General features: G+C 67.1%; 12 protein-coding genes. 2 read left to right on the top strand and 10 right to left on the bottom strand.

The genetic code is table 11. The features are described from left to right. Positions 1-34: 34 nt before the first annotated feature. The 7 genes from ASE58_RS07915 to ASE58_RS07885 all read right to left on the bottom strand — a co-directional run bounded on the left by ASE58_RS07915 (position 35) and on the right by ASE58_RS07885 (position 9408). Positions 35-3037 carry a TonB-dependent receptor gene (locus ASE58_RS07915; RefSeq protein ID WP_055819711.1) on the bottom strand — a complete coding sequence of 1001 codons (3003 nt, stop codon included), beginning with the start codon at positions 3035-3037 and terminating at the stop codon, positions 35-37. A 235-nt stretch (positions 3038-3272) separates the two neighbouring features. Beyond that, a complete protein-coding gene (asd, locus tag ASE58_RS07910) occupies positions 3273-4124 on the bottom strand; it encodes an archaetidylserine decarboxylase (protein WP_055819710.1) in 852 nt (283 codons plus the stop codon). A gap of 68 nt (positions 4125-4192) precedes the next feature. Further along, a complete protein-coding gene (locus ASE58_RS07905) occupies positions 4193-4852 on the bottom strand; it encodes an alpha/beta fold hydrolase (RefSeq protein WP_055819709.1) in 660 nt (219 codons plus the stop codon). A gap of 16 nt (positions 4853-4868) precedes the next feature. Beyond that, positions 4869-5513: a TerC family protein gene (locus tag ASE58_RS07900; RefSeq protein WP_055819707.1), complete on the bottom strand. Its 645-nt coding sequence runs from the start codon at positions 5511-5513 to the stop codon at positions 4869-4871. Between the two features lie 4 nt (positions 5514-5517). Beyond that, positions 5518-6819 (bottom strand): CitMHS family transporter, encoded by a 1302-nt coding sequence (locus ASE58_RS07895; protein ID WP_055819705.1) that lies wholly within the window; start codon positions 6817-6819, stop codon positions 5518-5520. A 22-nt stretch (positions 6820-6841) separates the two neighbouring features. After that, a complete protein-coding gene (locus ASE58_RS07890) occupies positions 6842-8338 on the bottom strand; it encodes an OprO/OprP family phosphate-selective porin (protein ID WP_055819702.1) in 1497 nt (498 codons plus the stop codon). Further along, positions 8338-9408, bottom strand: coding sequence for an ABC transporter substrate-binding protein (locus ASE58_RS07885; RefSeq protein WP_055819699.1), 1071 nt, complete (start codon positions 9406-9408; stop codon positions 8338-8340). The genes ASE58_RS07890 and ASE58_RS07885 overlap by 1 nt, the downstream gene beginning before the upstream one ends. A 96-nt stretch (positions 9409-9504) precedes the next feature. On the opposite strand from ASE58_RS07885, the gene ASE58_RS07880 reads away from it, so the two are divergent. Continuing rightward, positions 9505-10170 (top strand): response regulator, encoded by a 666-nt coding sequence (locus ASE58_RS07880; protein ID WP_055819696.1) that lies wholly within the window; start codon positions 9505-9507, stop codon positions 10168-10170. Continuing rightward, positions 10160-11530, top strand: a complete 1371-nt coding sequence (locus tag ASE58_RS07875) for a sensor histidine kinase (protein ID WP_055819691.1) — start codon at positions 10160-10162, stop codon at positions 11528-11530. The genes ASE58_RS07880 and ASE58_RS07875 overlap by 11 nt, the downstream gene beginning before the upstream one ends. 96 nt (positions 11531-11626) lie before the next feature. Here the strand turns inward: ASE58_RS07875 and ASE58_RS07870 are convergent, their stop codons facing one another. From ASE58_RS07870 to ASE58_RS07860, 3 genes are all read right to left on the bottom strand, one after another. Then, positions 11627-12046 (bottom strand): hypothetical protein, encoded by a 420-nt coding sequence (locus ASE58_RS07870; RefSeq protein ID WP_055819689.1) that lies wholly within the window; start codon positions 12044-12046, stop codon positions 11627-11629. 327 nt (positions 12047-12373) lie between these two features. Beyond that, entirely contained in the window at positions 12374-12985 is a 612-nt protein-coding gene (locus tag ASE58_RS07865) for a TetR/AcrR family transcriptional regulator (protein ID WP_055819686.1), read from the bottom strand. Between the two features lie 47 nt (positions 12986-13032). Next, positions 13033-13390: glycoside hydrolase family 125 protein (locus ASE58_RS07860; RefSeq protein WP_156347671.1), on the bottom strand; the 358-nt coding region annotated here is incomplete at its 5' end.

The raw sequence follows: 13390 nt of genomic DNA, 5'->3' as shown, positions 1-13390 counted from the left end.
GCGGCACGCGGCCGCCCGGTAACGCTTCGTGGCGTCAGAAGCTGAAGCGCACGCCGCCGGTATAGCGCGCGAAGCCCGGCTGCGCGAACGTCACGAAGTTTTCGTTGCGACGATGGCCGCGACGGCCTTCACCGGTCAGGTTGATCGCTTCGGCGAACAGCGTCAGCCCCTTGCGGAACTCGTAGCTGACGCTCGCATCGATCTGGCCATAGGCTTCGACGTATAGCGGGTTGGGGTTGCCCCCGGCGTAGAACTTGTCGCGCCAGTTATACGCGACACGCCCCTGCAACCCGGCCTTGTCGTAGAACAGCACCGCGTTCGCACTGTCGCTGAGACCGGCCAGCGCGAACTGGCCGACATTGGGGTCGAGCGCGTTGTTGAACTTCGCGTCGCCCCGCACGATCGTATAGTTCAGGATCGTGCCGAAGCCGGTGTCCCAGAAGCTGTGCTGGATCGCGAATTCGAACCCGTCGAGCGTTGCCGTCTGGTCCGAATTGAACGGCGTGCCGACGCGGAAGTCGACCAACCCGTCTTCGGCCAGCCCCAGAATGCGCCCGGTATAATAGCCGTTCACGTCGAGGATCGGCTGCCCCGCCGCGTTGCGCGCAACCTCCACGCCCTGCGTGAAGTTGCGCAGGATATAGTCGCGGATGCGGCCCGTATCGGTGGTGCCGCCCAGCGCCGCCTGCGCCGCACGGAAACGCGGGCCATCGGCCGGATCGCGCAGGTCGAATGCCGAGCGCTGCACTTCCTGCGAGTTGATGAAGTTACTCACCTTCTTGCGGAAATAGCCGGCCGAGACATAGCTGGTCGGGGCGTAATACCACTCGGCCGACACATCGATATTCTTCGACAGGAACGGCACGAGGTTCGGATTACCCTGCAACCCGCCGCCGCCGGCGATGCCGAACTGGCGGTTGAGCGTCAGGCCACCCTGCAGGCTGCTATAGTCGGCGCGGGTGATGGTGTGGCTGTACGATCCGCGCAGCTTGACGTTGTTCAGCACCTCGATGTCGAAATCGACCGCCGGCAGCCAGTTGTCGTAGCTGCCCTTGTTGGTCAGGAAGTTGCTCTGGTTCGAATAGACGATGTTGAATTCGCCCTGCGCGACCCATGCCGTGCCGACCGGGATCGGCGTCAGCGAAGCCGAGCTGACCGTCGTCTGGTCATAGCGCACACCCGCGATCAGGTGCGCACGACGGCCGAGCAAGTCGAACGCGTTATTGACCTGGATGAACGGAGAGATCGTCTTTTCGGTGATGCGGCGATCGGCCTCGAACGGGGCCAGGCAATTGCCGTCGCCGCCGCAGATGCCGAACTTCTGGTCGAGCAGGCCGACCATCCGTTCGAAATCGAATTTGTAATAGGCCGGGATGATCCCGTCCTTCGCCCCGTCGACACCCCGGAACTTGTCGGGCAGCGAGACGCGGGTGAACAGATCGTCGGGCAGGTCCGCCGGGGTGCCGACGCCGCCCCAGGTGTCGTTCTGCACGAAACCATAGGCCGAGCGGACCTTGTTGTTGACGTACGAGAAACCGAAATCGATCGAATCGAGGAAGTCGCCGTCATGGTCGTAATGACCGCTCAGCTGCACCTGGTTGATCTCGTCGCGGAAATACGCGTTGCGGAACGAATTGCCAGTGGCGTTGATGAGCGCGGGGTTCAGCGCATCGACCCCCGGCTGCATCACGTAGGAGATGACCGGCAGGTCCTTGGTGAAGTCCACCGTCTGTGACGCGACGCCGAAGATCGCCGAGCCGACCGAGGTGCTGGAGCCGAACTTGTTCGTCGGCTTCGATTCCGCGGTCGAATGATGCGCGTCGAGCGTCACGGTGACGCCGCCCGGTGCCTCCCACTTCAGGTTACCGCCCAGCGACTTGTTCTCGCTGACGTTCGCGGTCAGCGAGCCGCTGTACGACAGGTCCTTACCCGGCCCGAAGCGCTCGGTGTAGAACACCGGGCCGGCGGCGGGGCCATCGGTCCACTCGCTGGTCGTATCGCCGAAGTTGAACCAGATGCCGACGCTGCTGTCACGTGCCTCCACCTTGTTGCGTGAATAGGTGAAGTCGACCGTGGCGGTCAGCGATTCGACCGGGCGGTACTGCAGCACGACCTGCCCGTTGATCCGCTCGCGGCGAATGTCGGTCAGGTTGTACGCCGCGCTCTGCGGCACTTCATAGACGTCGGTCGGACCCGGACGGTTGATGACGTTCGGCCCTTCGGCACCCAGCGTCCCCCAGTCGTTTTCGGTGCCGAGGAACGCGTTGCCGAAGCCGACCGACCCGGTATTCACGCTGGCGTTGCGCTTCTGATAGCTGCCCGACACCAGGAACCCGAACTGGTCCTCGCTCCCGAACGTGCTGCTGAACACGCCCGACAGTTCCGGCGTGATCTGATCCTTGCCGTTCTGCGACGTGTCGACCATGCCCTTGGCCGCGACCGATCCGCGGATGCCGGGGCGATCGAGCGGGCGCGGCGTCTTGATGTTGATCGTCGACCCGATGCCGCCCGACGGCACGGCGGCGCGGCCGGTCTTGTAGACCTCGACCCCGGCAATGCCTTCGGATGCGATGTTGGCGAAGTCGTACGACCGCGAGGCCGGCGCGCTGGCACCGTCGCCCAGCGTCGAGGTCGGCAGCTGGCGACCGTTCAGCACGACCAGGTTATATTCGGGACCGAAGCCGCGCACGGTAACGGTCGAGCCTTCGCCATTGGCGCGGTCGATCGACACGCCGGTGATGCGCTGGAGCGATTCGGCGAGGTTGGTGTCGGGGAACTTGCCGATATCCTCGGCGCTGATCGCGTCGACCACGCCCTGCGCATTGCGCTTGATGTTCAGCGCGTCGCGCAGGCTGGCGCGGATGCCGGTGACGAGAATCTCGTCGCCTTCGGCTTGGGCGGGAGTGTCCTGCGCGTCCGCCGCGACCGGCACTGCGGTAGCATCCTGTGCGAAGGCGGGCGCCGATACGGCGACCAGTGCGCCGGCGGATGCGCCGATCATCCAACGCGAAACGGTGCGAGTGGCGGTGCCACGCATGTCATTCCTCCCCTAAAAGCCCGCGCATCCCAATTTGTGCGCTTATTGGGAACGTTCACTTGAATAGGCACCCAGCCAAGTCAAGCTGGCCGTAATGCTTTATGTGAACATTCTCATGGGGTGATGCAGGATGGACACGTTGATTGCGTTGTCAGGCCGCGGACGCACTCCGACCGACCGCGATCGGTCCTAGACACATGGATTCGGCGAAGGCCGGGCGCTATCCCGGCCACCCTCAGCGTGGACGATGACCCATCGGCTCGCCCAGCCGCACCGTACGCTCGGGCGCCCAGTCCGGCGTGAACGCGATCCGGTCGCGTTCGAACAGCATCACGACGGTCGACCCGAGCAGGAAGCGCCCCATCTCCTCGCCTTTCGCCAGCGTGATATCGCGGTCGGTGTAGCGCCAGTCGGACGGCTTGCCCGTGCGCTTGGCATTGACGACGCCGTGCCACGGGGTCGCGATGCTGCCGACGATCGTCGCGCCGACCAGCACCATGACGAACAGGCCGTGTTCGGCGGACTCGAATACGCACACCACCCGCTCGTTGCGCGCGAACAGGTTCGGCACGCCGCGCGCGGTGACCGGGTTCACCGAGAACAGCGCACCTGGCACATGAATCATCCGCAACAACCGCCCGTCGCAGGGCATATGCAGCCGGTGATAGTCCTTCGGCGACAGGTACAGGTTGGCGAAGCTGCCATGCTGGAACCGCCCGGCCAGTTCGGCATCGCCGCCGACCAGATCGGTGGTGGTGAAGCGATGCCCTTTCGCCTGCACCATATGATGATCGTCGATCGGCCCCAGCTGGCTGATCGCCCCGTCGACCGGGCAGACGAAATCCGCCGCCGCGATCGGGCGGGCACCGGGCTTCAGCGGGCGGGTGAAGAAGTCGTTGAACGTTGCATAGCTGGCGATGTCCGGGTTCGCCGCCTCCCCCATGTCGACACCATATTTGCCGACGAACCAGTGGATCAACCGCGTGGTCATCGCCCCGCCCCGCGCACCGGCGATGCGACCGGCAAGGACGGTCAGCCGTTGCTTTGGCAGGACATGTTGCAGCAGCACCTTCAGGGTATCGGACATCGACTTCTCGGGCAGCGATCGGGGACAGCCCTTGTACGGGCTTTATCGGCCGCGTCGATCCTTTGCGCTCAGCCCTCGCCCAGCCAGTCGCGCAGCAGCATCGTGACCTCGCCCGACCGCTCCATCGGCGATAGGTGCCCGCAATTGCGGATGACGTGGAAGCGCGCGCCGGGAATGCGGTCGGCCAGCGCCCGTGCATCCTCGACCCGGCAGATACGGTCGCGGTCACCGACCGCGACCAGCGTCGGCACGCGCACGGCGGCGATGGCGGCGTCGAGATCGGGCCGGGCGAGCAGCGCGCGCTGCTGCCGTTCGAACACTTCGGCCCCCACCCGCTCGGCCATCGCCTGCACGGGGCCGCTGATGATCGGCGTCAGCATCGGGTCGGCATGGGGTGCCGTGGCAAGCAGCCCCTGTTCGCCGACCGTCCGCGCCCGCATTTCCATCGAGGCGCGCGTCCCGAACAGCGCGACCCGCTGCACCCGGTCGGGCGCCTGGCGGATCATCTCCAGCGCGACATAGCCGCCCAGGCTGACGCCCGCGACCGCGAAGCGCGGCGGGGCATGCGCCAGCACCCGCGCCGCCATCGCCGACAGGCTGTCGTCGACGGAAAGGTCGCCGAGTTCGGGATGCGTCACATCGCCCAGGTCGACGACCTGCCGCGCCCAGAGCTGCCCGTCGCAGCCCATGGCGGGCAGCAGGACGAGCGGTATCGAAGGATGGATCATGGAAGCTCCTGCAAGGTCAGGCGAATAACGTCAGCAGCCCGCGCGCCGGGTCGGTCAGCCCCTCGACGATCATCCGGCACGCGACATAGAGAATGACGGCAAGGCCGACATAGGCGACCCAGCGATAGCGTTCGATCACGCGCGCCAACACGTTGGCGGCGATCCCCATCAGCGCGACCGACAGGATCAGCCCGACCGCGAGGATGCCGGGATGGTCCCGCGCCGCACCGGCGACCGCCAGCACATTGTCGAGGCTCATCGACACATCGGCGATGGCAACGGCCCAGGCGGCACTGGCGAAGCTGCGCGGCGCGACCTGCACCACAGCATCCTCACCGCCGCCTTCGCGTAACTCGCGCCACATCTTCCACGCGACCCACACCAGCAGCAGCCCGCCGGCAAAGACCAGGCCGGTCACCTGCAACAGCTGCGTGACCAGCAGCGCAAAGGCGACGCGCAGCAGCAGCGCCGCGCCGACCCCGATCAGGATCACCTTGCGCCGCATCTCGGCGGGAAGCCCCGCCGCCAGCGCGCCGACGACGATCGCATTGTCGGCGGCCAGCATCACGTCGATCAGCACGACCTGTCCGAACGCCGCCAGGGCGGACGGACTACCGATATTGGCGAAGTCGCTGACGATCTGGTTCCAGAGTTCGTTCATCGGCTCAGCTGACGAACGGGAAGGCGAGCACGACCATGCCGACGATCGTCATCACGACGCAGACCACCGTCGCCGGGATCAGCGTGAAGCGCTGGTGATCGGCGAGGTCGATGCCGGCCAGGCTGACCAGCAGATAGGTCGACGGCACCAGCGGGCTGAGCAGGTGGACCGGCTGGCCCATCAGCGACGCGCGGGCAATCGCGATCGGCTCCACGCCGTAGTGCGAACCGGCTTCCGCCAGGATCGGGAGCATCCCGAAATAGAAGGCGTCGTTGGAGATGAAGAAGGTGAACGGCAAGCTGAGCAGCGCGGTGATCGGTGCCATGTACGGCCCGAGTGCCGGCGGGATGAAGCCGACGACTTCCTTGCTCATCGCCTCCACCATGCCGGTGCCCGACAGGATGCCGGTGAAGATGCCGGCGGCAAAGATCAGCGACACGACCGACAGGACGTTGCCGGCATGGGCGGCGATTCGCTCCTTCTGTTCGGCGACCTGCGGATAGTTGACGATCATCGCGATGGCGAACGCCAGCATCATCAGCACCGACAGCGGCAGCACGCCCAGCACCAGCCCGGCGATCAGCGCGACGGTCAGCGCGCCGTTGAACCAGCGCAGATGATAGCGGCGGGCCTCGGGAAACTGCGACACGGCCATGCCGGTGAAGGCGGTCGGCTCGTTCGCCTTGACGTGCCCGATGCGGCGACGCTCCTTGCGCCCGAACCAGATGGCAAGGCCGATCAGGAAGGCGAGACCGGCGATCATGCCGGGGATCAGCGGCAGGAACAGCGTGGCCGGATCGAGCTTCAGCGCGCTGGCGGCCCGCGCGGTCGGCCCGCCCCACGGCGTCAGGTTCATGACCCCGCTGGTGCTCATCAGCAGGCAGCACAGGTACAGCCGGTTCATGTCATAGCGTTTGTAGAGCGGCAGCAACGCGGCGATGGTGATGATATAGGTCGTCGACCCATCGCCATCCAAACTGACGATCGCGCACAGCACGACGGTGCCGACCAGGATCAGCAGCGGGTCGCCATGCACGACCTTCAACAGCCGGTTGACCAGCGGGTCGAACAGCCCGGTATCGGTCATGATCGAAAAGAACAGGATCGCGAACAGCAGCATCACGCCGGTCGGCGCGAGGTTCTTGATCCCGTCGATCATCATGTCGCCCAGGCCACCGGCGAATCCGGCGAACAGGGCAAAGGCGGTGGGGACGGTAATCAGCGCGACCAGCGGGGTCATCCGCTTGGTCATGATGAGCGTCATGAAGGTGGCCACCATCAGGAAGCCGAGCAGCGCGAGGTTCATGGGCGTAATGCTCCCTGAAGGATCAGAAGGTGACGGCGATACGGGTCATGACGGTCTGGCCGTCATCGGGCCCGACATAGGCGCCGGCGCGATTGTCGGTGTTCCAGTGGACCAGATTGGCCTGGAAGCGGGTGAAGCTGTTGAGATACCAGTTGGCGCCGATCGTCGCCGCCCAGCCCTGCCCGCCGGTCAGCAGGTCGGTGTAATCGAGATTTTCGTAGCGCGCGGTCAGCTCGATCGCGCCGGGTCCGCCCTCGAAGATCGGGCGGAGCACCTTGGGCTGGCCGAAACTGCCCAGCCGGGGGTTATAGGGCGGCAGGTCGCCGGTGATGAACCAGCCCCCCGACAGGCTCCACGCCTTGCTGACGAAATCGGGGCGGCCGGCGTCGAGGCGCGCATGCCGCTGCCCCGCCTCGCCCATCAGCCACACCGGGCCGACATAGCCGCCGAGTTCGAGGCCGTAGCCGGTGGTGCCGGTCCCGCCGGTCAGCGTCCCCGACGATACGCGCAGCGCGCCGTTGAAGCGGCCGCCGATCACCGTGTTGCGGGTGAGCGTCGTCGCGCCGGCGGCAAGTCCTTCGTCGAACCCCCATGCGCCCAGGTGCAGGACGCTGTTGCCGGTCTTGATCGGATTCCAGTGGACACGGGCGAGCGCGGTGCGGCTGTCATTGCCCGACTGGTTGCCGTCGATCCGGTCGCCGGTGACGGTCAGCGACGCGTGACCCGTCTTCCAGAACAGGCGCGGCATGATGCCGACGCCGTAGAAGCCGCGCTGCGGGATGATCGCGGTCGACACGACGGTGCGTTCCATGAACGGCGTCGAATCCGAACCCGTCGACCCTTCGAACCCGCGATCGTTGAACAGGTGGCCGGCGCGCACATCGTAATCGAGGCCGGGTGCGATCCGGTTGCGCCAGCCGATGAACGCGGTGACGATGTCGACCTCGTTCTCCGAAAAATCGGTTTCGAACTGGTAGAAGAAATGCGTCCCCACCCCGCCTTCGAGGCCGAGGCGCAGCGCGCGCATCCCCGTCGTGGTGATGTTGCGGCCGGTATAGTCCGATCCGAAGGTCGAGCTGACATCGGTCAGGATGCGCCCGCGCGGCTTGAAGGTGTAGATGCCGTCCGCCGAGTGGAACACCGGCAGCCCCGCGCCCCATTCGGTGGTGACGCCCGCCGCATTGGCCTGTCGCGCCTGCGCCACGTCGCGCTCCGCCGGGCCGGGCGGCACCAGCTGCGGCGCGAACGGGCTGGTGACGTTACGCCCGGTCTGCGACGGAACCGGTACCGGGGCCTGTGCCACCGCAACCGGGGCGGTCGCCGCAGCCTGGGCCGGGGACGGCTGGGCAGCGGCGACCTGCGCGCCCTCCAGCCGGTCGAGCCGGGTGCGCAGCGCCGCGATCTCTTCGGCCTGCGCCTTCACCAGCGCGGCCAGTTCTTCCTGGCTCGGCGCCTGCGCCAATGCCGGGGTGGCGCAGATCAGCGCCGCGATCGCGCAACCGCTACGAAACAACGTCATCACTTGGTTCCTTGGGTCAGGATCGCGCGCCATTCGGCGAGGAATCGCCGACGCTTGATCGTATCGAGATTGACGAGCAGGCCGGGGCCGACCCGGATCGGGCGCTGCTGTTCGGTGGACAGGCGCGGCGCGCGGATATCGCTGCGCACCGGCAGCAGCCATTGCTTCGCCAGCAGCGTCTGCCCGTCCCGCGACAGCAGGAAATCGAGGAACAGCTTGGCCGCCGCCGGGCGCTGCGCATCGCGGGCGATGAACGCGACGCGCGAGGCGATCAGGGTATAGTCGCGCGGGAACACGACCCCGATCCGGGGATCGCGCTTCGCCGCGGCCAGCGCATAGGGGCCGACGACATTATACGCGATGGCGATGCGGCCATCAGCCACCGCCGCCAGCATCGGCTCGGTCGTCGCCGACAACCACGGCCGCGTCGCCGCCATCGCCTGCACCAGCGACCTCGTGTCGCGGGTGATCGCATAATCCTCGGTCAGATACAGATAGCCGACGTTCGATCGCGCCGGATCATAGGTCGCGACCTTGCCGGTCAGCGGCACGCGCCCCGCGCGCAGCAGCGCCTCGAACGCCTCATGCGTGCGCGGCACGCGCCCGGCGGGGATCAGCCGGCGATTATAGACGAAGGCGACCGGTTCGGCGGTGACGCCGTACCCCATATTCTTCCACACCGCGTTCGACGGCAGCGCCGGTTTCTCGGGGCTTTGATACGCCTGCGCATAGCCGTCGTTGATCAGCTTCGCCTGCAAATCCATGCCCGACGACCAGACCAGATCGGCGCCCGGCCGGCCGCTGCGCGCTTCCATGACGACCCGGCGATAGATTTCGCGCGACTCGAGGTCTTCGTAGCGGACGGTGACGCCGGGATAGGTCTGCTGGAACAGCGCGATCAGCGGCGCCATCGCCGCGGCATCGGCATTGCCATAGACGCGCACGCCCCGTTCCGCCCGCGCGGCATCGACCAGCGCGTCATAGGATCGCGGATAGCCCGCCGGCCGCTGCGCCGTGGCCGGCACCGCATATCCGAACAGGATCACCAACAGGATCGTAAGAGCTTTCATCCAGGTCCTCTCGCTTCCCGCATCTGGGTTCGGGTAAGCTTGCAGCATGTCGTACGAACCGAACCTGTCACCCGCCTTTCACCGCACGGCGTCCCGATGCGAATCCTGATCGTCGAGGATGACGCGCCGCTGGCGCGCAGCATCGTCGCGCTGCTGCGCGGCGCGGGCCATGCGGTCGACCATGTGGGTGGCGGCGAGGATGCGCTGATGGTGCTGGCGACCGAACCCTATGCGCTGGTCGTGCTCGACGTCGGCCTGCCCGACATGGACGGGTTTGCAGTTTTGCAGGCGTTGCGACGGCGGGGCGACAAGGTGCCGGTGCTGATGCTGACCGCGCGCGACGCGCTGGACGACCGGGTGCGCGGGCTGGACCTCGGCGCCGACGATTACCTGCGCAAACCCTTTGCGCCCGAGGAGCTGGAGGCGCGCATCCGGGCACTCGGCCGTCGGCGCGGCGGCGATCCGGTGCCCGAACTGGTCATCGGTACCCTCTCGCTCAACCGCTCGACCGGACAGGCGCAGGTCGGCAGTCGGACGCTGGACCTCAGGCGGCGCGAATGGGCGGTGCTCGATGCGCTCGCCACCCGCGCCGGACAGATCGTGCCACGCGAAACGCTGCAATCCGAAGTGTTCGGCTATGACGATCCGGTCGGCCCCAACGCGATCGAGGTGAACATCACCCGGCTGCGCGGCAAGCTTGCCCCTGACGGGCCGGCGATCCGTACGGTACGCGGCGTCGGCTATCTGCTCGATGCCGGCTGATCCCGGCCGCGCCCCGGCGCTGCGCACCCGGCTGCTCGCCGCGATGCTGGCGCCGATGCTCGCCATCGCCGTCCTGCTGGGGGTCGCGGGCGCGGCGCTGATCGCCGATGTCGTGCGGCGCACCAACGACCGCGTGCTGGGCGGCGCGCTGGGCGCGATCGCCGAGACGGTGCAGGTGGAGGCGGGTGAGGTCACCATGGACCTGCCCGCCGCCGCATTCGGGATGCTGGAGAATAGCGAGCGCGACAATGTGTATTACCGGATCGCAGTCGGCGACCGGCTGCTGACCGGCTATGCCGACCTGTCCGCCCCGCGCATCGCCGACCTCGCGCTCGACACGCCCCGGTTTCGCGACGCCAGCTACCGCGACCAGCCGATCCGCATCGCCGAGGTCCGCCGCTCGCTGCCGCGCATCGGCCAGCCGGTGATCGTGCAGGTCGCCGAGACGCTGGACGGTCGTCACGCGTTGCAACGCCGGCTGTTGCTGGCGCTGATCGTCGGCGAACTCGCGCTGGTCGGCGTGGCGATGCTGCTGATCCGTCCGGCACTCGGATGGAGTCTGCGCCCGCTGTCCCGCCTGCGCGGCGTGGTTGCAGCGCGCGACACCCGCGCCACGCCCGACCTGTCGCCGCTCGCCACCGGGCCGTTGCCGGTCGAACTGCGACCATTGGCGCAGGCGTTCGACCACCTCCTCGCCCGACTGGACAGCGCGACCGCGGGCATGCGCCGCTTCACCGCCGATGCCTCGCACCAGATGCGGACCCCGCTGGCGGTGCTAAAATTGCAGGTAACGCTGGCCCGGCGCGGCGACCCGGCGGCGCTGGGCGAAATCGCCGATGCCGCCGACCGACTGGAACATCTGGTCAAGCAGCTGCTGGCCCTCGCCCGCGCCGAAGAAGCCGGGACCGCCCCGCCGTTCGAACCCGTCGACCTGCGCGAACTGGCCATCGCCGTCCTCAACCGCCGCATCGCGCAGGCGATCGAGGCGGGAGTCGAGGTCGACCTCGACGCCGACCACGCGCCGAGCGTCCGGAGCCACCGCACCCTGTTGTTCGAAATCCTGTCGAACCTGCTCGACAACGCGATCCGCTATAACCGGCGCGGCGGCCGGGTGGTGATCGCGCTGGCAACGACGCCACAGGGGGTTGCGGTCACCGTCGCCGATGACGGACCCGGCCTGCCCGCCGCCGATTTGGAGCAACTGGGCAACCGCTTCACCCGCCTGTCGAGCAGCCAGGGGAGCGAGGGTAGCGGGCTGGGCTTCGCGATCGTCCGTTCCGCCGCCCAGCGGCTGGGGCTGTCGATCGCGGTTGCCGACAACCGGCCGGGGCTGCGCGTGACGTTGCTGTTCGCCGGATAGAGCGGTTTCCGACCATGTTGGATCACCTTCGCGTTAGCGGTCGGCCGCAGGGCGATGACGGTGGTGCGAGATAGTCGGAAACCGCGCTAGCCGCGATCAGTGCTCGCCGTGCCGCCGGGTCCGTGCGTCCGATACCGCAGCACCGATGCTCGCCACCATCGTTTCATATTGTTCGGTGGTGAAGCCGGCGCGCAGGAACGCGGTCAGTTCGTGGGTCGGCACCGCAAAGCCGCGATGCCAGCTGAGCACCGCCATCCGCCGCAGCGCCTCCAGCCGGGGATCGGCCAGCGTCGGCGACCGCCCGCCCCGCCCGAATACCCGGCCCAGCGCGATCGACAGGGGCGACGGTTCGCGCAGCGACGCCATCCGATCGCCCTGCGCCAGCGCGACGACTGACCATTCGAGCGCGGTCAGCCCGGTCGCGGCGGCTTTCTTGGGGCTGGCATCGGGCGCCATGACATCGGCACCGATGAACGGTGACAGGATCGGGTCGCTGGAGAAATGAAGATAGGCCATGAAGTTCCTCCCGTTTGCGGCAGCACCCCTCACCCGGCAGGCAACATCGTGCCGCCGCCAAGGCCCCTTGCGGGTGACGCCGAATAGCTGGACGCAGACCGTCGCTTCCCACGGCACGGTCGCCGGACGGGGGCAGGTCTGTCGACGATGAAAAATGGGTGGCGCGTGCCGCCGGGTTACCGGGACGACGCGCGGAAAGCAGGTTCGGGCATAGCGGCATCCTTGCGAAAGCCGGAGGTGGTCACGTCGGCCACCCCTTCTATACTGACCGGTATATTAACAGCGAAACGAGTCGTCAACGACTTTTATACCGGTCGGTAGAATATACTATTGTCCCGGCCACATCATCAGGCTGGTCGCGGCCACGCGCTCCAAATCGGCGCGGGTCGCGCCCGATCCGGCCTGCACCGCCATCCCCTGCAGGATCGCGAAAAGATATCCGGTCAGGCCGGCGATATCAACATGGTCGGGCAGGTCGCCGTCGCGCTTGGCCTGTTCGAACCGTTCGACCAGTGCGGCCTGTGACGATGCGCGCCGTTGCAGGATATCGGCCTTGATCGATCCCGCCTCGGCCCCGCACGCATTCATGCTGATGACGCCCAGGCACCCCTTGGGATCGCAACTGCTGGTCTGCGCCTCGATCGCGCCGCGCAGGATGGTTTCGGCAACGCCGCGCGCGGTCGGCTGCTGCAATGCCTTGCGCATATATTCCAGCTTCTCGGCCTCATAGAGGTCGAGCGCCTTGTGGAACAGCGCCTCCTTGTTGCCGAACGCGGCGTACAGGCTCGGCTTGGTAATCCCCATCGCGTCGGTCAGGTCGGCCATCGACGCGCCGTCATAGCCCTTGGACCAGAAGACGCCGAGCGCCGCCGCCAGCGCCCGATCGGTGCAGAATTCTCTGGGGCGGCCCTTGGCGGCGGCCGTGACGGTCTTTTCCATAACGGCTGGTACATATTCCTTTCCGCCGCCCGGACAAGCCCCCTGTGTCAAACGGCGATGCGGTCCAGCGGTGCCTTGAGCAGCTGCGGCCGGGTGGCGGCGAGGTGGAGGATGAACTCGCCGAATAGGCCATTGGCCCAGGCGAACCAGTCGCGGGTGAACTTGGCCGAATCGTCCTTTTCAAACGCCTCGTGGATAAAGCCGGTGCCGGCATGGGTCCGCTTCAGCGTCGCGAGGCATTTSAGGATCGTCGCATCGTCGGTGGCGGTCAGCCCGCGCACGATCAGCGACATCGGCCAGATATARTCCATGCCCTGGTGCGGCCCGCCGATCCCCTCGCCCGCGCGCCCCTTGAAGAACCACGGGTTGGCCTCGCTCCACGCCGCCGCCGCCGTCCGCTGCCAC

Origin of the sequence: Sphingomonas sp. Leaf9 (assembly GCF_001421355.1) — a bacterium.
Lineage (GTDB): Bacteria > Pseudomonadota > Alphaproteobacteria > Sphingomonadales > Sphingomonadaceae > Sphingomonas.
This window is presented reverse-complemented; position numbering and strand designations above follow the sequence as displayed.

Bases quoted from the DNA above. Each gene is read 5' to 3' on its own strand.
- ASE58_RS07915 (WP_055819711.1), bottom strand. From the start codon at position 3,037: ATGCGTGGCACCGCCACTCGCACCGTTTCGCGTTGGATGATCGGCGCA.
- ASE58_RS07890 (WP_055819702.1), bottom strand. From the start codon at position 8,338: ATGACGTTGTTTCGTAGCGGTTGCGCGATCGCGGCGCTGATCTGCGCC.
- asd (WP_055819710.1), bottom strand. From the start codon at position 4,124: ATGTCCGATACCCTGAAGGTGCTGCTGCAACATGTCCTGCCAAAGCAA.
- ASE58_RS07895 (WP_055819705.1), bottom strand. From the start codon at position 6,819: ATGAACCTCGCGCTGCTCGGCTTCCTGATGGTGGCCACCTTCATGACG.
- ASE58_RS07900 (WP_055819707.1), bottom strand. From the start codon at position 5,513: ATGAACGAACTCTGGAACCAGATCGTCAGCGACTTCGCCAATATCGGT.
- ASE58_RS07870 (WP_055819689.1), bottom strand. From the start codon at position 12,046: ATGGCCTATCTTCATTTCTCCAGCGACCCGATCCTGTCACCGTTCATC.
- ASE58_RS07905 (WP_055819709.1), bottom strand. From the start codon at position 4,852: ATGATCCATCCTTCGATACCGCTCGTCCTGCTGCCCGCCATGGGCTGC.
- ASE58_RS07885 (WP_055819699.1), bottom strand. From the start codon at position 9,408: ATGAAAGCTCTTACGATCCTGTTGGTGATCCTGTTCGGATATGCGGTG.
- ASE58_RS07865 (WP_055819686.1), bottom strand. From the start codon at position 12,985: ATGGAAAAGACCGTCACGGCCGCCGCCAAGGGCCGCCCCAGAGAATTC.
- ASE58_RS07880 (WP_055819696.1), top strand. From the start codon at position 9,505: ATGCGAATCCTGATCGTCGAGGATGACGCGCCGCTGGCGCGCAGCATC.
- ASE58_RS07875 (WP_055819691.1), top strand. From the start codon at position 10,160: ATGCCGGCTGATCCCGGCCGCGCCCCGGCGCTGCGCACCCGGCTGCTC.